The 20842-nt window shown below is 70.9% G+C and carries 19 protein-coding genes and 1 pseudogene; 7 read left to right on the plus strand and 13 right to left on the minus strand.

Features of this window, described 5'->3' with window-relative positions; all coding sequences use genetic code 11:
* The first annotated feature begins 6 nt into the window (after nt 1-6).
* Both ACTWQE_RS03340 and ACTWQE_RS03345 read left to right on the plus strand, forming a co-directional pair.
* Nucleotides 7-429, plus strand: a complete 423-nt coding sequence (locus ACTWQE_RS03340; RefSeq protein WP_443327266.1) for a hypothetical protein — start codon at nt 7-9, stop codon at nt 427-429.
* A 90-nt stretch (nt 430-519) separates the two neighbouring features.
* The gene (locus ACTWQE_RS03345) at nt 520-1287 is read left to right on the plus strand and encodes a nucleotidyltransferase family protein (protein ID WP_443327267.1); all 768 of its coding nucleotides are present in this window, start codon (nt 520-522) and stop codon (nt 1285-1287) included.
* Between the two features lie 365 nt (nt 1288-1652).
* Here the strand turns inward: ACTWQE_RS03345 and ACTWQE_RS03350 are convergent, their stop codons facing one another.
* The 7 genes from ACTWQE_RS03350 to ACTWQE_RS03380 all read right to left on the minus strand — a co-directional run bounded on the left by ACTWQE_RS03350 (nt 1653) and on the right by ACTWQE_RS03380 (nt 8475).
* Nucleotides 1653-3233, minus strand: coding sequence for a DoxX family protein (locus tag ACTWQE_RS03350; protein ID WP_443327289.1), 1581 nt, complete (start codon nt 3231-3233; stop codon nt 1653-1655).
* A gap of 87 nt (nt 3234-3320) precedes the next feature.
* Nucleotides 3321-4274: a 23S rRNA (guanosine(2251)-2'-O)-methyltransferase RlmB gene (gene rlmB, locus ACTWQE_RS03355; protein WP_443327268.1), complete on the minus strand. Its 954-nt coding sequence runs from the start codon at nt 4272-4274 to the stop codon at nt 3321-3323.
* 76 nt (nt 4275-4350) lie between these two features.
* Nucleotides 4351-5760, minus strand: coding sequence for a cysteine--tRNA ligase (cysS, locus tag ACTWQE_RS03360; RefSeq protein ID WP_443327269.1), 1410 nt, complete (start codon nt 5758-5760; stop codon nt 4351-4353).
* Nucleotides 5757-6296, minus strand: a complete 540-nt coding sequence (locus tag ACTWQE_RS03365) for a PPOX class F420-dependent oxidoreductase (protein ID WP_443327270.1) — start codon at nt 6294-6296, stop codon at nt 5757-5759. The genes cysS and ACTWQE_RS03365 overlap by 4 nt, the downstream gene beginning before the upstream one ends.
* Before the next feature lie 114 nt (nt 6297-6410).
* A complete protein-coding gene (ispF, locus tag ACTWQE_RS03370) occupies nt 6411-6920 on the minus strand; it encodes a 2-C-methyl-D-erythritol 2,4-cyclodiphosphate synthase (RefSeq protein WP_443327271.1) in 510 nt (169 codons plus the stop codon).
* A complete protein-coding gene (gene ispD, locus ACTWQE_RS03375; RefSeq protein WP_443327290.1) occupies nt 6907-7680 on the minus strand; it encodes a 2-C-methyl-D-erythritol 4-phosphate cytidylyltransferase in 774 nt (257 codons plus the stop codon). Before ispD ends, ispF begins: the two co-directional genes overlap by 14 nt.
* Nucleotides 7681-7992: 312 nt before the next feature.
* Nucleotides 7993-8475: a CarD family transcriptional regulator gene (locus tag ACTWQE_RS03380; RefSeq protein ID WP_003953493.1), complete on the minus strand. Its 483-nt coding sequence runs from the start codon at nt 8473-8475 to the stop codon at nt 7993-7995.
* 529 nt (nt 8476-9004) lie between these two features.
* On the opposite strand from ACTWQE_RS03380, the gene ACTWQE_RS03385 reads away from it, so the two are divergent.
* On the plus strand, nt 9005-9730 hold the full coding sequence (locus tag ACTWQE_RS03385; RefSeq protein WP_443327272.1) for a DUF461 domain-containing protein: 726 nt from the start codon (nt 9005-9007) through the stop codon (nt 9728-9730).
* 286 nt (nt 9731-10016) lie between these two features.
* On the opposite strand, the gene ACTWQE_RS03390 is transcribed toward ACTWQE_RS03385, so the two are convergent.
* On the minus strand, nt 10017-10697 hold the full coding sequence (locus ACTWQE_RS03390; protein WP_360860746.1) for a response regulator transcription factor: 681 nt from the start codon (nt 10695-10697) through the stop codon (nt 10017-10019).
* Between the two features lie 139 nt (nt 10698-10836).
* On the minus strand, nt 10837-12141 hold the full coding sequence (locus ACTWQE_RS03395) for a sensor histidine kinase (RefSeq protein ID WP_443327273.1): 1305 nt from the start codon (nt 12139-12141) through the stop codon (nt 10837-10839).
* A 279-nt stretch (nt 12142-12420) separates the two neighbouring features.
* On the opposite strand from ACTWQE_RS03395, the gene phoU reads away from it, so the two are divergent.
* On the plus strand, nt 12421-13098 hold the full coding sequence (phoU, locus tag ACTWQE_RS03400) for a phosphate signaling complex protein PhoU (RefSeq protein ID WP_443327274.1): 678 nt from the start codon (nt 12421-12423) through the stop codon (nt 13096-13098).
* A gap of 128 nt (nt 13099-13226) precedes the next feature.
* A complete protein-coding gene (locus tag ACTWQE_RS03405) occupies nt 13227-13397 on the plus strand; it encodes a hypothetical protein (RefSeq protein WP_443327275.1) in 171 nt (56 codons plus the stop codon).
* A gap of 418 nt (nt 13398-13815) precedes the next feature.
* Here the strand turns inward: ACTWQE_RS03405 and asnB are convergent, their stop codons facing one another.
* On the minus strand, nt 13816-15663 hold the full coding sequence (gene asnB, locus ACTWQE_RS03410; RefSeq protein ID WP_443327276.1) for an asparagine synthase (glutamine-hydrolyzing): 1848 nt from the start codon (nt 15661-15663) through the stop codon (nt 13816-13818).
* Between the two features lie 149 nt (nt 15664-15812).
* Here asnB and ACTWQE_RS03415 point away from each other — a divergent pair.
* Nucleotides 15813-16064: pseudogene (locus ACTWQE_RS03415) on the plus strand (tyrosine-type recombinase/integrase); the annotation flags it as partial.
* Nucleotides 16065-16190: 126 nt separating this feature from the next.
* Here ACTWQE_RS03415 and ACTWQE_RS03420 read toward each other — a convergent pair.
* On the minus strand, nt 16191-16952 hold the full coding sequence (locus ACTWQE_RS03420) for a phosphoglyceromutase (RefSeq protein ID WP_443327277.1): 762 nt from the start codon (nt 16950-16952) through the stop codon (nt 16191-16193).
* Between the two features lie 135 nt (nt 16953-17087).
* On the opposite strand from ACTWQE_RS03420, the gene ACTWQE_RS03425 reads away from it, so the two are divergent.
* On the plus strand, nt 17088-18542 hold the full coding sequence (locus ACTWQE_RS03425) for an MDR family MFS transporter (RefSeq protein ID WP_443327278.1): 1455 nt from the start codon (nt 17088-17090) through the stop codon (nt 18540-18542).
* Between the two features lie 137 nt (nt 18543-18679).
* On the opposite strand, the gene ACTWQE_RS03430 is transcribed toward ACTWQE_RS03425, so the two are convergent.
* Together ACTWQE_RS03430 and mshA are read right to left on the minus strand one after the other, a co-directional pair.
* Complete coding sequence (locus ACTWQE_RS03430; RefSeq protein ID WP_443327279.1) at nt 18680-19201, minus strand: YbjN domain-containing protein; 522 nt, start codon at nt 19199-19201, stop codon at nt 18680-18682.
* Nucleotides 19194-20573: a D-inositol-3-phosphate glycosyltransferase gene (mshA, locus tag ACTWQE_RS03435; RefSeq protein ID WP_443327280.1), complete on the minus strand. Its 1380-nt coding sequence runs from the start codon at nt 20571-20573 to the stop codon at nt 19194-19196. The genes ACTWQE_RS03430 and mshA overlap by 8 nt, the downstream gene beginning before the upstream one ends.
* Nucleotides 20574-20842 lie beyond the last annotated feature (269 nt).

Consider the following 20842-nt stretch of genomic DNA (forward strand, 5'->3'; position numbering starts at 1 on the left):
GCGGGCGTGAACCACGCAGCCCGCCGCATCGGCAGAACTCTCGCTCTCGTCCTCCCCGTCGTCCTCGTTCTCTCCGGGACGCTCGCGGTCACCAGCGTCCCCTGGTCGTCACCGGATACCGACTCCCGGATGCTCACCGCGTCATCGGAGAAAGCCTCCACCCACGCGAAGTCCCGCGCCCCGCAGGACATCCTCCGTGAGCGGCTCCTCACCGAACTCCAGGAGAAGGACCCGGCCGTCGCGCTCACGCACCTCCAGGAGGCGACCAACGCCCGCCCCTCGCTGGCGAAGCACTGCGCCTCGATCGCCCGCGCACTCGGCCGTGCCGCGGTCGCCAAGTACGGGGGCGCTGCCCACCGCGCCCAGGCGTACTCCCGCCCGGTCTGCGACACGTCCTTCGCGTACGGGGTGGCCGAGGAGGCCCGCTGACCCCTTCACATCCCGGAGCGGTTCCTTCCGCAGCCAGGAGGCGGACACTCCCGTATCCCGGATGAGCGCATGGCGCATAAGGTGCACACCATGACAGGTGATCACCGCGCGGATGTGAGCGGCTACGCGAACGCGCACGACGTCGCCCCCACGCAAGCCGTGATTCTGGCCGGCGGCCAAGGGGCGCGGCTGCGTCCGTACACCGACGACCGCCCCAAGCCGATGGTCGAGATCCCCGGCACCGGGACCCCGATCATCGGCCATCAACTGGCCTGGCTCGCCGACGAAGGTGTCACCGACGCCGTCGTCTCCTGCGGACACCTCGCCGAGGTGCTCCAGGACTGGCTGGCCTCCTCCGCCGACCAACTCCCGCTGCGGGTCACGACGGTGGTCGAAGCGGAGCCTCTGGGCCGCGGAGGGGGCCTCAAGCACGCGGCCGCCTCCCTGCCCCATCCCGACCGGCCGTGGTACGCCACCAATGGCGACATCTGGACGCGCTTCTCCCTGCGCGAGATGGCCGCTTTCCACTACGAGCGTGACGCGACGGCGACACTCGCTCTGGCGCGGCCCCGTATCCCCTGGGGCGCGGTCGAGACCGACCGGTTCGGCCATGTCCTGGACTTCATCGAGGCCCCGCCCTCGCCGTATCTGATCAACGCCGGTGTCTACGTCTTCTCGGCCGCGTTCACGGCCCTTCTCCCCGATCGTGGTGATCACGAGCGCGCCACCTTCCCACGGCTCGCGCGCGAGCACCGTCTGGCGGGCTTCCCGCTTCCCCACGGCGCCTACTGGCGCGCGATCGACACGGCGAAGGACCTCTCCGAGGCGGCCGAGGAACTCGCCGCCCACACCCGCTGAGCCCTTCCGCCGCGCACCTGCCACCGAAGCTCACAGAACCCGGTCCGACGCCCACAGAACCCGGTCCCGCGCTCCACGCAACCGCCTCGCACTCCAAGCGGAAGCCGTCCCTCACCCACCCCTCGCCGCAGCCCGCAGAACTCACAACCGCCACAGAACCCCGTCCCGGCCCCGGAAGCGCTCATGGCCCGCGCAGGCACGGGACGCCCCCACCACACACCGCATACGGCGATGCCGCCCACACCAGGACGGTGGGGGCGGCATCGTGCGGATCGGTACTGCAATCGTGCGGATCGGTACTGCCGTAGACGGCGTCGGCCGGTATGGGGCCGGGAGAGTCGTCGGTCCGACAGACACCCGGGGCATCAGCCCAGCAGACCTCCCAGAGCCCCGCCACTCGACCCGTCACCGCTCGTACCGCCGGAGCCGCTCCCCCCGCCACCGCTCGCACCGCCGGGCGTTGCCGCGCCGCCGGTCGAGGACGGGCCCGCCGTACGGCTGGGCGGTGCGGCGGGCGCGACTGGCTGCTGCGGGGTCTGGGCACCGCTGCTGTCCTGGCCCGGGGGAGCCTGACGGCCGGGCTGCTCTCCCGTGCCGACGGTCCCCGTCTCCCGCTCCGTGCCCGGCCCGGTCGAGGCCCCCGACGAGGCGGACGGGCTCGCGCTCCGGCTGGCCTCCGGTGAGCCGGAGCCCGCGGAGGACGGCTCCTGCGACGACCGGTCCCCGTCCGACCGCCGCGGCAGCGGCGATCCCGGCAGATGGTTCCTGGGCGCGTCCGTCGGGCCCGGCACCGTCGTCAGGTCAGAGGACCGCACCGCGCCGCCCAGCATGGAGCCGACCAGCAGCGTCATGCCTCCGACGACCGTCGCCATGACCGCGCCGCGGCGCAGCACACGCCGCCGCAGGTCCCAGATGCCGACCCGCGGCCCGAGCTTGCGCCAGGCCTCGCCCGCGAGCCGGGCGTCCACCGAGTAGACCGGTGCGCCCGCGATGATCAGCGGGCTCCAGGCGGCGAGGTAGATGATGTCCGGCGCGTCGTAGACGGGTACGGTCCGCCAGCTGACGGCCAGGAGCAGGGTGGCGGACAGCAGCGCCCCGAACGAGGCGGCGAGCCGCTGCCACAACCCGAAGACCGTCAGCACGCCGACCACGACCTGCAGGAAGGCGACGGTCAGACCCGCGCCCACCGGGTGGGCGACCGCGAAGTCGCGCAGCGGCGAGGCGAAGGCCCACGGGTGCAGATGGGAGAGCCAGGTGACCATCGAGCCGCGCCGGCCACCGTCGAAGTACACGGGGTCGCAGAGCTTGCCCATGCCGGCGTAGATCAGGATGAAGCCGAGGAAGATCCGCAGCGGGAGCAGGACGACGCCGAGGTTCATCCGGCGCCCGGGGTAGTAGGCGTGCCGGACCTGGTCCGGCCCCTGGCGGCGGCTCCGCGGCCCCTCGCCGAACGCCTCGAACTCGTCGGTGTCCGCGTCGTCGTGGAGCTCGTCTTCGTGGAACGCGTCGTCGTAGGCACCGCGCGCGGGCCGGACCCCGCGCAGCAGATTCGTGTCGCCCGGCTGCGGGGACCGCGGGCCGATGACGGTCGGGGGCGCCTCGTCGAGGCGGATACGGGGCAGTACCTGGGTCGCGCCCACATCGCCCCGGCCGCTCCCGGCCTCCGCGCCGAGGTGCACGCCGGAGTTCCGTACGGCCTGCAGGAGCCGGCCGGCCGCCGGGTCACCGGGCTCGGTCCGCCCGCTCCAGACGACCGGCGCCCGGCGCTTCCCCGGCAGACCGACGCCTCGGGAGCCCGTGACCGGCGTGGCGAGCTGCACTCGGAAGCTCGCGTGGTTGACGATGACCTGGGACGGGTCGCACGGCACCTTCACCGTGCTCAGCACGGGTTCGTCGTCGAACCCTGGCGAGCGTCCCCCCGTAGGGCGGGGTGTTCTGGTGTCCACACTCAACTAACCGAGTGACTCGCCCTTAAGACACTGCCTTGCCCGCGCCGATGTGTCCGAGGCCCGTCAAGGCCCCGGACCCGGACATCACGCCCTGCGACGAGCCGTCTCGTAGAGGACGACCCCCGCCGCGACACCCGCGTTCAGGGACTCGGCGCCGCCCGGCATCGGAATCCGCACCCGGAGATCACAGGTCTCGCCGACGAGCCGGGACAGGCCCTTGCCCTCGCTGCCGACCACGATCACGACCGGGCCGTCCAGCGCCTCGAGGTCCTGGAGCTCGACCTCGCCGTCGGCGGCCAGGCCGACCACGGTCATCCCGGCCTTCTGGTACGCCTCCAGGGCCCGGGTCAGATTGGTGGCCCGGGCGACGGGCGTACGGGCGGCGGTGCCCGCCGAGGTCTTCCAGGCGCCCGCCGTCATCCCGGCCGCGCGCCGCTCGGGCACGACCACGCCGTGCCCGCCGAAGGCGGAGACGGACCGGACGACCGCACCGAGGTTCCGCGGGTCGGTGACGCCGTCGAGGGCGACGATCAGCGGGTCCTCGCCCGCATCGAAGGCGGCCGCGGCCAGGTCCTCCGGGTGCGCGTAGTCGTACGGCGGCACCTGGAGCACCAGCCCCTGGTGGTTGAGGCCGTTCGTCATCCGGTCCAGCTCGGGCTTCGGCGCCTCCATCAGCGCGATGCCCCCGCGGTCGGCAGCGAGCTGGAGCGCCTCCCGCACCCGCTCGTCGTTGTCGATGAACTGCTGGACGTAGAGCGTGTTCGCCGGTACGCCCTCGCGCAGCGCCTCGACCACCGGGTTACGGCCGACGACCAGTTCGTTGGTGCCCTTGGGACCGCCGCGGCGCGGGGCCGGGCGCCGGGCCGCCTGCTTGGCCTTGGCCGCCGCCACGCGCTGCTTCGCATGGCCCTTGCGCGCCGAGGCCGGCGGGGTCGGACCCTTGCCCTCCAGGGACCGGCGCCGCTGCCCGCCGCTGCCGACCTGCATGCCCTTCTTGTTGGACGTGCGGCGGTTCCTGCGCTGGCTGTTGCCGGCCATGGGTCACCTAATCTCTTACTGCTGCTGCAAACGTGCGTACGTATGGGCTGTCGGGCTCCGGTCCCCGGAGCCCCGGTCAATTGTGCGCCTGGCGCGGGCCGAGTTCCCAGCGCGGGCCGGACGGGGTGTCCTCGATCACCAGACTCGACTGCTGGAGCTGGTCGCGGATGGCGTCCGCGGTGGCGTAGTCCTTACGGGCCCGGGCCGCCTGCCGCTGCTCGAGCACGAGCCGCACCAGGGAGTCCACGACGCCGTGGAGGTCGTCACCGTGGTCCGCACCCGCCCAGGGCTCGTCCAGCGGGTCGAGGCCCAGCACTCCGAGCATCGCACGGACCTCGGCCAGCCGGGCGACGGCCGCTTCCTTGTCGTCGGCCGTGAGCGCGGAGTTACCCTGCCGGACGGTCGTGTGCACGACGGCCAGAGCCTGGGGCACGCCCAGGTCGTCGTCCATCGCCTCGGCGAAGGCCGGGGGCACCTCGGCCGCGGGCTCCACCGGCCCGCCCGCCTTCTCCACGACGCGCTGGACGAAGCCCTCGATCCGGGCGAAGGCGGACTCGGCCTCCCGCAGCGCGTCCTCGCTGTACTCGATCATCGAGCGGTAATGGGGTGTGCCCAGGTAGTAGCGGAGCACGATGGGGCGCCAGCGCTTGACCATCTCGGAGACCAGCACCGAGTTCCCGAGCGACTTGCTCATCTTCTCGCCGCTCATCGTCACCCAGGCGTTGTGCACCCAGTACGCGGCGAACGCGTCGCCGAAGGCCTTGGCCTGCGCGATCTCGTTCTCATGGTGCGGGAAGACGAGATCGACGCCGCCGCCGTGGATGTCGAAGGCCTCGCCCAGGTACTTGTGCGCCATCGCCGAGCACTCCAGGTGCCACCCGGGCCGTCCGCGGCCCCATGGCGTCTCCCAGCTGGGCTCGCCGGGCTTGGCGGCCTTCCACATGGCGAAGTCCCGCGGGTCGCGCTTACCGGTCTCGCCCTCGCCGGACGGCTGGAGCAGCTTGTCCAGTTCCTGGTTGGAGAGGGCGAGATAGCCGGGGAAGGAGCGCACGTCGAAGTAGACGTTGCCCTCGGCGGCGTAGGCGTGGCCCCGCTCGATGAGGCCGCGCATCATCTCGATCATCTCGGGGACGTGGCCGGTGGCACGGGGCTCGTACGTCGGAGGCAGGCAGCCGAGCACGTCGTACCCGTAGTTGAAGGCACGCTCGTTGCGGAAGCCGATCGACCACCACGGCTCGCCGGTCTCCGTGGACTTGGCGAGGATTTTGTCGTCGATGTCCGTGACGTTGCGGATGAACGTCACGTCATAACCGCGGTACGTGAACCAGCGGCGCATGATGTCGAAGTTGAGCCCCGACCTGATGTGCCCGATGTGGGGCGCGGCCTGCACGGTCGCGCCACACAGGTAGATCGAGACGCGGCCCGGCGTGAGCGGGGTGAAGTCACGGATCAGCCGGGCGCTGGTGTCGTACAGGCGAATGGTCACGCAACAAGGGTAGTGCGCCCATGGCAGTGCCCAGCGCCCCATCGGGACACGAGGACACAGAAGCGTGACACCCGTGATACGACGGCGACGGCGTCGTGATGTCCGGGCACCCGGTGACCGGGGCGGGACAGGGGCTGCGTATCCGACGACCTTGCGGGCGCGATAGGGACGACCACGCGTTCGGCGTCCTCGTCCGCCGCCGGGTTGAACTCGTCGTACGGTCGGCCGGTGTACTTCAGGGACAGTTCGTCGATGAGCTCCTGGCCGCCCTCGGTGCCGAGGGTGGCGGTGCCGCGGATCTCGGCGTAGGTGTACGGCGCGTCAGCCGGGTTGGCCAGCACGGTCACCCGGGGGTCCCGCCGGATGTTCTTCTCCTTCCGGCGGCCGGTCGTGGTGGAGACCAGCAGATCGTCACTGTCACGCTTCACCCACACGACGGAGAGCTGCGGGCTGCCGTCGGGCTGGATCGTGGCCAGGGTCACGAAGACCGGGCTGTCGAGAAGCTTTCCGAGGTCGTCGGAGAGTGTGGCTGCCACGGCAGGTCCTGCCCTACGGGCGTGCGGAGGTGCGCGTAACCCGATCCGTACCCAACTCCCGTTCAGGCAGCGCTATTTCCCGGTCCGCGCACCTGTGCCCGGCAGGACGGTGCGTCAGCGGCGGGGGAAGACCACGGCCGTGGCCAGCGCGGCGAGGCCCTCCGCCCGGCCGGTCAGCCCCAGACCGTCCGTCGTGGTGCCCGAGACCGAGACCGGGGCCCCCACCGCCGCGGAGAGCGCCTTCTGCGCCTCCTCGCGACGCTTGCCGATCTTCGGCCGTACGCCGATCACCTGGATCGCCACATTGCCGATCCCGAAGCCCGCGGCCCGGACGATCCGGGCCGCCTCCGTGAGGAGGGTGACGCCGGACGCGCCGGACCACTCGGGGCGGCCCGTGCCGAAGTGCGCGCCGAGGTCACCGAGCCCCGCCGCGGAGAAGAGCGCGTCGCAGGCGGCATGGGCGGCGACGTCCCCGTCGGAGTGCCCGGCGAGGCCGTACTCCGCCCCCTCCCAGAGCAGGCCGGCGCACCACAGCTCGCGCCCCTTCTCGAAGGCGTGGACATCCGTGCCGATGCCGACCAGCGGCAGCACCGGGCCGGGCCCGGGTGTGTCAGGTGAAGCCATCGGTGGCCCTCCTGCGGGCGAGTACGGCCTCGGCCAGGACGAGGTCGAGCGGGCGGGTCACCTTGAACGCCTCCTCGTGGCCGGGCACGACCACGACCGGGACACCGAGCCGCTCGACCATCCCGGCGTCATCGGTCGCGCCCTCGCCCTCGCAGACGACCTTCGCGTGCGCCTCGACCAGCGTGGCGCGGTCGAAGCCCTGGGGGGTCTGTACGGCCCGCAGCCGGGCGCGCTCGGGCGTGCCGACGACCAGCTCGGGCTCCCCGGCGGCGCCGCCGCCGCGCGGCTCGACCTGCTTGACGGTGTCGGCGACCGGCAGCGCGGGGACGACGGCGGGCGCCCCGCCCCGTACGGTCGCGGCCACCGCGTCCACGGTGTCCACGGGCACGAGCGGGCGGGCCGCGTCATGGACGAGGACGATGCCGATGTCCTCGGGAAGCGCCTCGAGACCGAGCCGCACCGACTCCTGACGGGTCTCGCCGCCCGGGACGACCAGCACGTCGGTCGTCTCGGGCAGGGCGTGGTCGTCGAGGAGGGTGCGGACCTCGGCGGCACCGTCCGGCGGGGCCACCACGACCACCAGGGAGACGGCTCGGGAGCGGGCCATGGCTCGCACGGCGTGCACCAGCATGGGGGTTCCGCTCAGCGCCCGCAGGGCCTTGGGAGCGCCGGGCCCGAGCCGGACGCCGCGGCCCGCCGCGGGGATGACCGCAGCGGTGCGGGTGGTGCTCGGTGCTGGGGACTTTGGTTGCGCGTTCAGGTTTGTTTCCTCGGCCGAGTTGGGTATGGCCACAGCGTGCCGGGCGCGATTGCCCCGACCGGTCCCTTCCGTGACAACCGGTCGAGCCTGTGCCCGGGCCCGGCACACCACTCAGCGGGCCGTAGTCACATCACGCGGGCATCCATACAGCGGGCATTCGACGACAAAGAACGAAGAGACGACGCCAGGGCGCTGCGCACATGCCGCAGCGCCCGGCGACGACACAGGTCACTCGGGCACCGCGGCACTACCACTACTTACTGGCACCGGCTTTCGCGCGGCAGGGCTTGCGTCAGGACAGCCTGCGGCGCGTCAGGACGCGAGCACCTCGTCGAGCAGGGCCTCGGCCTTGTCCTCATTGGTGTTCTCCGCGAGAGCGAGCTCACTCACCAGGATCTGCCGAGCCTTGGCGAGCATCCGCTTCTCACCCGCGGAGAGTCCACGCTCGCGCTCACGGCGCCACAGGTCGCGTACGACCTCCGCCACCTTGATCACGTCACCGGAGGCGAGCTTCTCGAGATTTGCCTTGTAACGACGGGACCAGTTGGTGGGCTCTTCGGCATATGGTGCACGCAACACCTCGAAGACCCGGTCCAGCCCGTCCTGCCCGACCACATCGCGCACGCCGACGAACTCCGCATTGTCCGCTGGCACACGAACCGTCAGGTCGCCCTGGGCGACCTTCAGCACCAAGTAGGTCTTGTCCACGCCTTTGATCTGACGAGTTTCGATGGCCTCGATCAGCGCGGCCCCGTGATGGGGATAGACCACGGTGTCGCCAACCTTGAACGTCATGTGACAGGTACCCCTTCCGTGGCTATCCAGAGTAACACGGGAACGCCCCGTTCTGAATGGCGTTTTCGCAGGTCAGGGCATATCTCGGGGCTTGACAACAGCAGCCGGAACGTGCTGCACGGGTTCACCGGAACCAGGTATTCGCAGGTCGGAGCCACTGTGGCGGGGAGGAGAAACGCGTACGTTACACACTTCCACGGGGCCGCACGACTGGCTGAACGTCCGGTTTGCCGGAGTCCAAGCGGCTGACTTCCGCTACTCCGTTCGGAGCGCGTGACGCGGATCCGGTCGCGTTTCACTAATTGATCACGCCGGCACCGATCGGCGGACTGATCAATTTCCGAACGTTCACGCATTCCCCGTCGATAATCGCGCGGGCGGGCCGACGGAGGATATTCACGAGTCTCCGGGCCCGCTGCCGCGCGACGGGCCTCCGGCGCCCGGGGGCGGGTCGGGTGAAGGGCCGCCACCACGGCTCGGTAATGTAAGCGCGCTGACACACCCTTACGTTCAAGGAGATGCCGCCGCCGTGAGCCTCCCTCAACCCTCGGCCGGGGGCGCCCCCAGCCTTCGACGCGGTGTCCTCGCCGTCACCGCCATCGCGCTGTCCGTCACCTCTCTCACCGCCTGCGGGGCGGGTACCACCGCGTCGACGCTCCAGGTCAAGCCGGACAACGCCGCGACCGCCGTCGGGACCCTCAAGATCCAGAATGCGGTCGTGATCACCCAGCCCGACGGTGCGGAGGGCCCGGTCGCCGTCTCGGCGAGGATCTTCAACAACGGCGGCAAGGAGGAGACCCTCGAGGCCGTCACGGTCGAGGGGGCGCCGGCCCCGGCGAAGGTCTCACCGGCCAAGGGCTCCGGCCCGGTCACGATCCCGGCCGGCGGCTCCATCCTCCTGGGCGGCAAGGGGAACCCCACGGCCGTCCTCGCGCGGAGCGGCGAGTCCCTCCGGGACGGCGACGCCCAGAGGGTGGTCTTCGCGTTCGACGAGACCGGCGAGGTCCCGCTGACGGCGTTCGTCGTGCCCGCGCAGGACTACTTCAAGGACTACGGGCCGACCGCGCTGCCCACGCCGTCGACGTCTCCGAAGCCCACCGGCTCGCCCACCAGGGGTGCCTCCCCCACCGGCTCCCCGACGGGCAGCCCGGCCGGCGAGGAGGCGGAGAACGGCGACGAGGCAGCGGCCGGGGACGACGCCAACGGCGATGCCTCCGCGAGCCGACCCGGGGAAGGCCACGACGCGGGCCACTGACCAGCCCCCGCCCGTAGGGCGTGTTTCGAAGTCCTCCCCCAGACTCCGTCCGCGAGGTTCCCCCAGGTCCACGGCGTCTGGCACGCACTCCCCCAGCTACCGCTGGGTGGGGGAGCCGCGGACCCCGCCCTTCGGGCGGACGGCCCTACTTTTGAAACAGCCCTGAGGCGAAGGCCCCGGAGCGCGTCTCCGGGGCCTTTCCCGCGCCTGAGTACGGCACCACCGCCCGCCCGGACCGCCCGGACGACCGCGGTCCGCGCCGGGCCGGCGCGGCCGTCGGGCAGGCTTACGGCTCGAACTTGTAGCCGAGACCGCGGACCGTGACCAGGTAGCGCGGGGCGCCCGGGTCCGGCTCGATCTTGGCGCGCAGCCGCTTCACATGGACGTCGAGCGTCTTGGTGTCGCCCACGTAGTCGGCGCCCCACACCCGGTCGATCAGCTGCATCCGGGTGAGCACCCGGCCGGCGTTCCGGAGCAGCATCTCCAGCAGGTCGAACTCCTTCAGCGGCAGGTCGACCTTGCCGCCGCCGACCGTGACCACGTGCCGGTCGACGTCCATACGTACGGGTCCGGCCTCCAGGGCGGCCGGGACGACCTCCTCCGGCTCCCCGCGGCGCCGCAGCACGGCGCGGATGCGGGCCACCAGCTCGCGGGAGGAGAAGGGCTTGGTCACATAGTCGTCGGCTCCTATCTCCAGCCCGACGACCTTGTCGATCTCGCTGTCCTTGGCGGTCACCATGATGACCGGGACGTTGGAGCGGCCGCGCAGCTGACGGCACACCTCCGTGCCGGGCAGTCCCGGCAGCATCAGGTCGAGCAGCACCAGGTCGGCGCCGTTGCGTTCGAACTCGTCCAGTCCATCGGGCCCCGTTGCCGCGATGGCGACCTCGAAGCCCTCCTTGCGGAGCATGTACGACAACGCGTCGCTGAACGATTCCTCGTCCTCGACGACGAGCACTCGGGTCACGGAATGACCTCCGGTCGGATCTCTGAGAAGCACAGGGCGGTGCAGCTCGGGCTACGGCCCGTACCCCTGTCATCCATCGGGGTACGGGGGGTCGCTCCCCGGACGTTCGTGGACTCGTCCTGGATGACGAGCACACGGGTCACGGAAGGACCTCCGGGGCGGGAAGGTGTTCATCGGTGAAGGTCTCGTACGGCCCGTCGTCCTCGTCATCGAGGTCACCCGGCTCGATCAGGGCCCGGCCGCGGCGGTCCGCCTTGTCCCGGTCCCTCTCGCGGCCGGCCTCCGGGAGCCGCAGAGTGAACGTGGAGCCCTGACCCTCGGCGCTCCACACCGTGACCTCCCCGCCGTGCGAGGCGGCCACGTGCTTGACGATGGCGAGGCCGAGGCCGGTCCCGCCGGTGGCGCGCGAGCGCGCCGGGTCGACGCGGTAGAACCGTTCGAAGATCCGGTCCTTGTCGCGCTCGGAGATGCCGATGCCCTGGTCGGTCACAGCGATCTCGATCATTGCCCCGGAGCCTCCGGTCTGGCCCCCGCCGCCGGATGCGCTGATCCGTCGGCCGGCGATGCCGACCCGGGTGCGGGCGGGGCTGTAGTTGACGGCGTTCTCGACGAGGTTGCCGAGGGCCGCGGCGAGCTGTCCGCGGTTGCCCCACACATGGAGGTCCGCCGTGCCGCCGGCCGCCATGGTGATCTGCTTGGCCCCGGCCTGATGACGGCAGCGGTCGATGGCCTCGGCGACGAGCTCGTCCACGCGTACGGGCTCGGCGTCCTCCAGCGGGTCGTCGTTCTGCACCCGGGAGAGGTCGATGAGCTCCTGCACCAGGCTGTTGAGCCGGGTCGCCTCGATCTGCATCCGTCCCGCGAACCGGTTCACCGCCTCCGGGTCGTCCGCGGCGTCCGTCACGGCCTCGGAGAGCAGGGAGAGCGCACCGACCGGGGTCTTCAGCTCATGGCTCACGTTCGCCACGAAGTCGCGGCGCACCGCCTCTATCCTGCGGGCCTCGGTGAGGTCCTCGACCAGCAGCAGCACCAGCCGGGAGCCGAGCGGGGCCACTCTGGCGGAGACGGCGAGGCCCTCCCCCCGGCCCGAGCCGCGCCGGGGCAGGTCCAGCTCCACCTGTCGTATCTCTCCGTCGCGGCGGGTGTCCCGGGCCATCTGGAGCATCGCGTCGACGGCCAGCTTGCCGCCGCGGACCAGCCCGAGGGCGTACGCCGCGGAGCTGGCCTTGACCACGCTGTCGGCCTCGTCGAGGACGACCGCGGACGACCGGAGCACGGACAGCACGGTGTCGACACCGGGTGGCAGCACGGCGTCGGTGTGCAGGGAGCTGCGCGTGGGTTTGCTCTGCTCGCGCTCGCTCCAGCGGAACGCCAGCATGGCGACGACGCCGGTACCGACACCGGCGATCGCTGCCGCTGCGGCGACCGCCGCGTTCACGTCCATGAGTCCAGATTAAGCGGGTGGCGAGACACATCCACAGCCATCGGAGCAGCCCCTCCGACAGACGTTCCCGAGAGTTCACCACTACGACGTGGTGGGTTCACTCTGTACGTACGGCCGTCAATGCCCGGCCAGGGCATGCCTCCCGGTGGCGGACCGGGCGTTGCCAAGAGTTCACCGTGACGTCGGTGCCGGTTCACTCGGGCGGCTCGAGCGGGACGCACAGTCCACCGACCGTGGATGCTGGTTGGAACCAGCCAGTTTGATGAGATGAGGAAATCGATGCGGGACGCATACCACGAGGAACTCGACTCGATCGGGGAAGGCCTCGTCGAGATGGCGAGGCTCGTCGGCTCCGCGATCGGCCGGGCCACCACGGCGATTCTCGACGCGGACCTCAAGCTCGCCGAGAGCGTGATCGCCGGGGACGAGAAGGTGGACGATCTGCAGCACGACCTGGAGGCGCGGGCCATCGCCCTCCTGGCGCGCCAGCAGCCTGTCGCCACGGACCTGCGGATCGTCGTCACCTCGCTGCGGATGAGCGCCGACCTCGAGCGGTCCGGCGACCTCGCCCAGCACGTCGCCAAGCTGGCGCGCCTCCGCTTCCCCGACACCGCCGTGCCGGGCGACCTGCACGCCACGATCCTGGAGATGGGGCAGCTGGCGCAGCGCCTGATGGCCAAGGCCGCCGAGGTGGTCATCACCAAGGACGTGGACCTCGCGCTCCAGCTGGAGCAGGACGACGACGCGATGGACCTGCTGCACCGCGCGCTCTTCCAGCACCTGATGGACGACCGCTGGCAGCACGGCATCGAGACGGCGGTCGATGTGACGCTGCTCGGCCGCTACTACGAGCGCTTCGCGGACCACGCCGTCTCCGTGGCCAAGCGGGTGGTCTACCTGGTCACGGGGGAGCACGCGGACGAGATCCTTCCCGTCACCCCGGTCGAGGGCGCGTAGGTCCCGTTCGTCCCGACGCGGGCGGATGTGTGCTTCCGCGCGCCGTTGATGCGCCCGCGGGCGCGGGTGTGGAGTGGGTGGCAGGCGCACTGCCTCGAGCAGGCGCACTGCCTTCGAGGAGGTATTCCATGGCCGATTCCACCCGCCCCGTCCCGTTCCGCGAAGAGCCGTCCCGCGACCGTGCTCCGCGCCTGGTCGACCTGCCGGTCCCCGTGCTCGGCTCCTGCGGCTGCGGCTCCGGATGCAGCTGCGGCTGTCAGAGCGGCGGCGCATGCCAGTGCGGCGGCTCCTGCGGTTAGGACGGCGGTTGCCGCATTCGGCGTCGTACCAGCCCGGCTGCACGGGCGGACACGTATCACGCCGAGGAGGGCCCGGCTGATCCCACGCTGTTGTCACCGACAGCAGCGGTGATCCGGCCGGGCCCTCCTCGGCGTACGGGTCACTGCTGCCCCGCCTGAGGGCACGGCGACGGCCCGAGGCGACGGCAAGCCCCTGCCGCGGGAAGACCGCGGGCAGCGGGCTTGATCGGCTCGGGTTACTTCTTCTTGCCTTGGGTCTGGCGGGCCCGTTTTTCGCCCCTGGTCAGAGGGCCGCGCACCTCGCCTGGCCTGCGGTCGGGCGGTCGTTGGTCGTCGTTGCCCGTCGTCGTCGGTCGTCCTCGGAGGGCCCGGAGTGGGGCCCGGCTCGGGGCCCGTCATGGCCTCTAGCGCCAGAGAGTCAGGACACGCGAAGCTCCGGTTGGTACATGTCCAGCCAGGTTGCGATGTCGATCATTCGGTCGAGCTGCTCGCGCACGGGGTCCGGCATTGTGGCCGGGTCCACCTTCACCATCTCGTCGATCGATGACCGAGTGACGACCTGGAAGATCGGGTGGTCCGGCTCGGAGAGCAGCTGCCTGCCCATCTGCTGCAGCCCGCCCGCGTAGCGTGCGTCCTGGGTGGACGGATAGGGGCTCTTCAACCGGTCCGCCACCGATCGCGGGAGCAGATCGCCGGCGGCTGCGCGAAGCAGGCTCTTCTCCCTGCCGTCGAAGCTCTTCAGCGACCATGGGGTGTTGTAGACGTACTCCACCAGCCGGTGGTCGCAGTACGGCACCCGAACCTCCAGGCCGACCGCCATGCTTATCCGGTCCTTGCGGTCGAGCAGCATCTGGAGGAACCGGGTGAGATGCATATGGCACATGACACGCATGCGCCGTTCGTGTTCGTCCTCCCCGGGCAACAGCTCGACGTCGGCAACCGCCTCGCTGTATCGGTCCTTGAGGTACGTCACCAGGTCACTCGTGGCCATCAGATCCGGGTTGAGCACCCCCCTCGGGTTCGATGTGGACCACTCGGACAGTACGGGGACCATCCACGGGAAGATGTGGGCGCGCTGCGCCACCGGGTCTCGGAACCATGGGTACCCTCCGAAGAGCTCGTCCGCCGTCTCACCGGAGAGCGCCACCGTGGAGTGCTCGCGGATCGCCTTGAACAGCATGTACAGCGATACGTCCACGTCGGCGAGGCCGCTGGGGAAGTCCTTTGCGGCCATGACTGCCCTGCGCGCATCAGGATCGGTGAGCGCGGTGTGGGGCAGCACGATGTCCTGGTGCAGCGAGCCGACGTGGTCGGCCACGTCGTGCACGTACGGCGAGTCCGGGGTGGCCCGCATGGTGTCGGGCCGGAAGTTGTCGGCCAGCCCGGCGAAGTCGACGGAAAAGCTGCGCACCTTCTCGCCGTGAGCGGCCAACTTCCGCGCGGACAGCGCCGTGATCGAGCTGGAGTCCAGTCCGCCTGAGAGCAGCACGCATTGCGGCACGTCCGCGACGAGTTGGCGCCGCACGATGTCGTCGAGCAGGTCACGGATCTTGGCGACAGTGGTGTCCCGGTCGTCGGTGTGCTCTTGGGTCGCCAGCTTCCAGTACGTCCGCTCGCGCACACCGGCGCGGTCGACCACCACGAGGCTGCCCGGTCGGACCTCGCGCATATGGGACCAGATTGCGTGTCCCGGCGTCTTGCACACGCTCAGCAGCTCAAACAGGCCGTCGGCGTCGATCACACGCTTGAACATCGGGTGGGCCAGGATGGCCTTGGGCTCCGAGCCGAAAAGCACGCCGTCGGCGGTGGGATGAAAGTAGAAGGGCTTGATGCCCATTCGGTCGCGGATCATGACCAGCTTCTCGTGCCGGGAGTCCCAGACCGCGAAGGCGTACATCCCGTTGAGCCGGTCGGCCAGTGCCTCGCCCCACTCCAGGTAACCGCGCAGCACGACCTCGGTGTCGCTGGCCGTCCGGAAGCGGTGGCCGTGGCGACGTAATTCCTCGCGCAGTTCCGTGAAGTTGTACACCTCGCCGCTGTAGGTGATGACCAACGGGCCGTTAGGGGTGTCGACACGCATCGGCTGCTTGCCGCCCTCGATGTCGATCACCGCCAGTCGGCGGTGGCCGAGTGCCACGTGCCGGTCCACCCAGGTGCCTCTGGCGTCGGGGCCCCGGTAGGCCATGGTCTCGGTCATCGCGTCCACCGTCGCCTGCTCTTTGGTCAGGTCGTGGTCGAACGCGAGCCAGCCTGAGATTCCACACATCTCGGCACTCCCGTCGTCGTCACAGGCTGAATTGCCCACAGCCAGGATCGTCCCGCGGATTTATTAGTGTTTTCTTCACAATGCCTGGACTAAAGGGCTCCGTCAGGTGTTCCCGATCAAGGTTGGTGGAGCATGTCAGGCGGATGGAGGTCGGCGTCATCCCGAAGGCCAAGAGCCGCGAGCACGCCGCCGCACGTGAACACGGCATGCACACCCTGCGGCACTTCTACGCGTCCGTCCTTCTGGACGCCGGGGAGAGCATCAAGGCTCTCGCGGAGTACCTCGGGCACTCCGATCCTGGGCTGATGCTGAAGGTGTACGCGCACCTCATGCCGAGCAGCCGGGACCGGGCCCGGAAGGCTCTTGGGCGAGCGCTCCGGCCTGAGGACCCGGGGGCCTGAGGACCCGGGGGCCTGAGGACCCGGGGGCCTGAGGACCCGGGGGCCTGAGAGCCCGGGGAGGGCCCAGGCCGCGAAAATGCCCCTCATCCGCGCCGAACGCGCAGGTGAGGGGCATGATCACGAAACCTACTTCTTCTTGCCCTGGTTCTTCACGGCCTCGATGGCGGCCTTCGCGGCATCCGGGTCGAGGTACGTGCCGCCGGGCTTTACCGGGCGGAAGTCGGCGTCCAGCTCGTAGGAGAGCGGGATGCCGGTCGGGATGTTCAGGCCCGCGATGTCGGCGTCGGAGATGCCGTCGAGGTGCTTGACGAGGGCGCGCAGCGAGTTGCCGTGCGCGGCGACCAGGACCGTGCGGCCGGTGAGGAGGTCCGGGACGATGCTGTCGTACCAGTACGGCAGCATACGGTCGACGACGTCCTTCAGGCACTCGGTGCGCGGCCGGAGCTCCGGCGGGATCGTCGCATAGCGCGGGTCGTGGGCCTGCGAGAACTCGGAGTCGTCCTCGATCGGCGGCGGCGGGGTGTCGTACGAGCGGCGCCACAGCATGAACTGCTCCTCGCCGAACTCGGCGAGGGTCTGTGCCTTGTCCTTGCCCTGCAGCGCGCCGTAGTGCCGCTCGTTCAGGCGCCAGGAGCGGTGGACCGGGATCCAGAGCCGGTCCGCCGCCTCCAGGGCGAGCTGCGCGGTGCGGATCGCGCGCTTCTGGACGGAGGTGTGCAGGATGTCGGGGAGCAGGCCGGCGTCCTCGAGCAGCTCACCGCCGCGGACCGCCTCCTTCTCGCCCTTCTCGGTCAGGTTGACGTCCACCCAGCCGGTGAACAGGTTCTTCGCATTCCACTCGCTCTCGCCGTGGCGGAGGAGGATCAGCTTGTACGGTGCGTCGGCCATGGCGCCGAGCCTAATCGACGGCGCCGCCCGGCCGGACCGCCCCCGTCGGCCATCGCCTTCCGGTAGTGCTCCGCCCCTGTCCGGCCGTAAGCTGCGATCGCTGCATTCACTGCTTACGCCGCCGGGGGGCTCGCTGTGTCCGTCGCCAGTCTGAGGCGTGCCGCGGTGGAGAGCGTCTCGGGTCTCCCCCGTGCCTTCTGGTGGCTGTGGACCGCGACCCTCGTCAACCGTCTCGGCTCCTTTGTCGCCACCTTCCTTGCCATGTATCTGACAGTCGACCGAGGCTCTTCGGCCTCCTACGCGGGCCTGGTCGCGGCGCTGCACGGACTCGGCGGTGTGGTGTCGTCAGTGATCGCCGGGGTGCTGACGGACCGTCTGGGGCGGCGGCCCACCCTGCTGGTCTCCCAGATCGGCACGGCGTTCTCGGTCGCGCTGCTCGGCTTCATGGAGCACCCCGTCGCGATCGCCGCGGCCGCCTGCCTCGTGGGGATGACGAGCAACGCCTCCCGCCCGGCGGTACAGGCGATGATGGCCGACATCGTCGCCCCCCGGGACCGGGTGCGGGCCTTCTCTCTCAACTACTGGGCGATCAACCTGGGTTTCGCCGTCTCCTCGGCCGCGGCCGGGCTGCTCGCCGCCCACGGCTATCTGCTGCTCTTCCTCGGCGAGGCGGCGATGACGCTGCTGTGCGCGGTGGTCGTCTTCGTGAAACTGCCGGAGTCGCGCCCGGTGCGGGACACCTCCGGTGAGGCGGCGAAGGAGCCCGGCGTCGGCATGGCCGCGGTCCTGCGCGACCGCCGCTTCACGGCCGTCGTCGGTCTCTCCTTCCTCATCGCGACGCTCATCCAGCAGGCCTTTGTCGCCCTGCCGGTCGCCATGGGTGAGGCGGGTCTCTCCAGCACCGACTTCGGGATGGTGGCCTCGGCGAACGGCGTCCTCGTCGTCGCCCTGCAGCTACCGGTGACGCGTTGCACCGAACACCGGGACCCGGCACGGCTGTTGATTCTCTCCGCCCTGCTCACCGGCTACGGTTTCGGGCTGACGGCATTCGCCGACTCCCTGACGGCGTACGCGCTGACCGTATGTGTCTGGACGCTGGGCGAAATCATCTACTCGCCGACCCAGATGGGCCTGGTCGTACGCCTCTCCCCCACCCATGGGCGCGGCCGCTACCAGGGCGTCTACAGCCTTTCGTGGTCCATCGCCGCGCTGACGGCGCCGCTGCTGGGCGGCCTGGTCATCGACCACCACGGCGCGGACGCCCTCTGGGGCCTCTGCGCAGCACTGGGCACGATGGCCGCGATCGGCTACGGGCTGCTGATGCGGGACCTGCCCGACGAGCAGCCCGTCCTCCTCGGCGCGGAGGCGGCCCCCGCCGGGGGAGGCGAAGGCGACGGTACGGGAGGATGCGTCGACGGAGGTGCCGGGCGAGGTGCCGGAACAGGCATCGACGGAGGTGCCGGGCGAGGCACCGGAGCAGCCCTCGACGGAGGTGCCGGAGCAGGCGTTGGCGATAGTGCCGACGAGGGCGCCGGCGAAGAGCCCGCCGCTCCTCGTCAGGACCCGGCGGCCGGGACAGCCTGCGGGTGATGCGGCAGGACCGGCGGACTCTGCGCGGTCAGCGCACGTCAGCGCGCCGGTACCACCTGAACGCCCGGCAGTCGGGCGAGCGTCGCCGCCCGTTCCGCCACGCTACGGGGCCGGTGCCCGGCCCCCGCGGGCGCGCCTCAGTCCTGCGACTCGTCGGGCTGCTGGGTCAGATGCGTGAAGGCTTCCAGGTTCCGCGTCGATTCGCCGCGCGCCGTCCGCCACGCGTACTCCTTGCGGATCGCCGTCGCGAAGCCCATCTCCAGAAGCGTGTTGAAGCTGCCGTCCGCGTTCTCCAGGACCGCGCCCAGCAGCCGGTCCAGCTCCTCCGGTGTCACCGCGGACAGCGGCAGCTTGCCGACCAGGTAGATGTCGCCGAGCCGGTCGATCGCGTAACTCACCCCGTACAGCCGGGTGTTGCGCTCCAGCAGCCAGCGGTGGACAGCCGCTTCGTTCTCGTCCGGGTGCCGGACGACGAAGGCGTTCACCGACAGCGAGTGCTTGCCGACGACCAGCGAACAGGTCGTCGACAGCTTCCGGGTTCCGGGCAGCTTCACGACGTACGTGCCGTCGTTCGGACTCTCCCATTCGAGTCCGGCGTCGTCGAGGGTCCGCTCGACGGTCTTCCGTGTGTCCAGTCCAGCGTGAGCAGCGTCAGCCATGCAGCGAGCGTAGACGACGCCGCTCGTTCATCGCCGCCGTGTACACCTCCGCCGTCGCCGAGGCCGCCGTGTCCCAGCCGAACGACTGCGCGTGCCGGGCCGCCGCCTCGCCCATCCGGCTCACGAGCGAGGGGTCGTCACTGAAGCGGCGCAGCGCCCGCGCGTAGTCGGCCGGTTCGTGCCCTGACACCAGGAAGCCGCTGACACCGTCCCGTACGGCCACCGGCAGGCCGCCCACCGCGGCCGCGACGACCGGGGTGCCGCAGGCCTGCGCCTCGATGGCGACCAGTCCGAAGGACTCGCTGTACGAGGGCATGACCAGCACGGACGCCGCCCGGTACCAGTCCGCGAGCTGCTCCTGGCCCACCGGCGGCCGGAAGCGCACCACATCGGAGATGCCCAGCCGGGCGGCCAGCTTCTGCAGCCCCTCGGGCTTGGCCAGCCCGCTGCCGCTCGGCCCGCCGACGACGGGGACCACGATCCGTTCGCGCAGCCGGGGCTGCTCCTCCAGCAGGGCGGCGACCGCGCGCAGCAGGACGTCCGGTGCCTTCAGCGGCTGGATACGGCCCGCGAAGAGCGGGATCAGCGCGTCCTGCGGCAGCCCGAGGCGGGCACGCGCGGCGGCACGGCCGGCCTCGGTGCCCGCAGGGTCGGGCCGGAAGCGGTCCAGGTTCACCCCGGGGTGGACGACGGCGACCTTGCCGGGGTCCGCGTCGTAGTGCCGTACGAGCTCGTCGGCCTCCTCGGCCGTGTTCGCCACGAGCCGGTCGGCGGCCCGGACTATCTGGGTCTCGCCGATGACCCGCGCGGCCGGTTCGGGGGAGTCGCCCTCGGCGAGCGCGGCGTTCTTGACCTTGGCCATGGTGTGCATGGCATGGACCAGCGGGACGCCCCACCGCTCGGCGGCGAGCCAGCCGACGTGGCCGGAGAGCCAGTAGTGGGAATGGACGAGGTCGTAATGGCCCGGGCGGTGGCCCGCCCATGCCTGCATCACACCGTGCGTGAAGGCGCACAGCTGCGCGGGCAGCTCCTCCTTGGACAGGCCTTCGTAGGGGCCGGCGTCCACATGCCGTACGAGGACACCGGGCGCCAGCTCGACGGCGGACGGAAGCGTGCCGGTCGTGGCGCGGGTGAAGATCTCGACCTCGATGTTGATCGCGGCGAGACGCCGGGCGAGCTCGACGATGTAGACGTTCATGCCGCCGGCGTCCCCGGTGCCGGGCTGGTGCAGCGGCGAGGTGTGCACACTGAGTATCGCCACCCGCCGTGGTCGGCGCGGACCGGCGCCGGGCAGCCGCAGACGGTGCGGAGTGACCAGGGGGCCGTGGTTACGGCCGCGGAGCGCCCCGAGCCGGGACACGTACTGGCTCACCTCGTGAGACCTCCTTGCGGGAGCGGACCTTCCCTTTGAACGTGTAACCAACGGAACGCCTCACACCATTTCCGTTTTGCCAAAACGTGACGGTCCTGCCGTGCCGAGGCCTCGCCCATGGGAGCGTAGGGACTCCGTCGGGGAGCGCGCGCAGGGCCGCGGAGCGCGCTCGGGGCGGTTGCCGGGGGCGTGCCGCGACGGGCGCGCTCGGGGCGGGGGCCCCGGAGGCAGGCCGCGGAGGCGACGGGGCGGGGGTTCCGGGGCCGTGC

Origin of the sequence: Streptomyces sp. 8N706, from assembly GCF_052245415.1 — a bacterium.
Classification (GTDB): domain Bacteria; phylum Actinomycetota; class Actinomycetes; order Streptomycetales; family Streptomycetaceae; genus Streptomyces.

Excerpts from the sequence above, each read along its gene's own strand:
- ACTWQE_RS03345 (WP_443327267.1), top strand. The coding sequence starts at position 520 with ATGACAGGTGATCACCGCGCGGATGTGAGCGGCTACGCGAACGCGCAC.
- rlmB (WP_443327268.1), bottom strand. The coding sequence starts at position 4,274 with ATGGCCGGCAACAGCCAGCGCAGGAACCGCCGCACGTCCAACAAGAAG.
- ispF (WP_443327271.1), bottom strand. The coding sequence starts at position 6,920 with ATGGCTTCACCTGACACACCCGGGCCCGGCCCGGTGCTGCCGCTGGTC.
- ACTWQE_RS03380 (WP_003953493.1), bottom strand. The coding sequence starts at position 8,475 with ATGACGTTCAAGGTTGGCGACACCGTGGTCTATCCCCATCACGGGGCC.
- ACTWQE_RS03395 (WP_443327273.1), bottom strand. The coding sequence starts at position 12,141 with ATGGACGTGAACGCGGCGGTCGCCGCAGCGGCAGCGATCGCCGGTGTC.
- phoU (WP_443327274.1), top strand. The coding sequence starts at position 12,421 with ATGCGGGACGCATACCACGAGGAACTCGACTCGATCGGGGAAGGCCTC.
- ACTWQE_RS03405 (WP_443327275.1), top strand. The coding sequence starts at position 13,227 with ATGGCCGATTCCACCCGCCCCGTCCCGTTCCGCGAAGAGCCGTCCCGC.
- asnB (WP_443327276.1), bottom strand. The coding sequence starts at position 15,663 with ATGTGTGGAATCTCAGGCTGGCTCGCGTTCGACCACGACCTGACCAAA.
- ACTWQE_RS03420 (WP_443327277.1), bottom strand. The coding sequence starts at position 16,952 with ATGGCCGACGCACCGTACAAGCTGATCCTCCTCCGCCACGGCGAGAGC.
- ACTWQE_RS03430 (WP_443327279.1), bottom strand. The coding sequence starts at position 19,201 with ATGGCTGACGCTGCTCACGCTGGACTGGACACACGGAAGACCGTCGAG.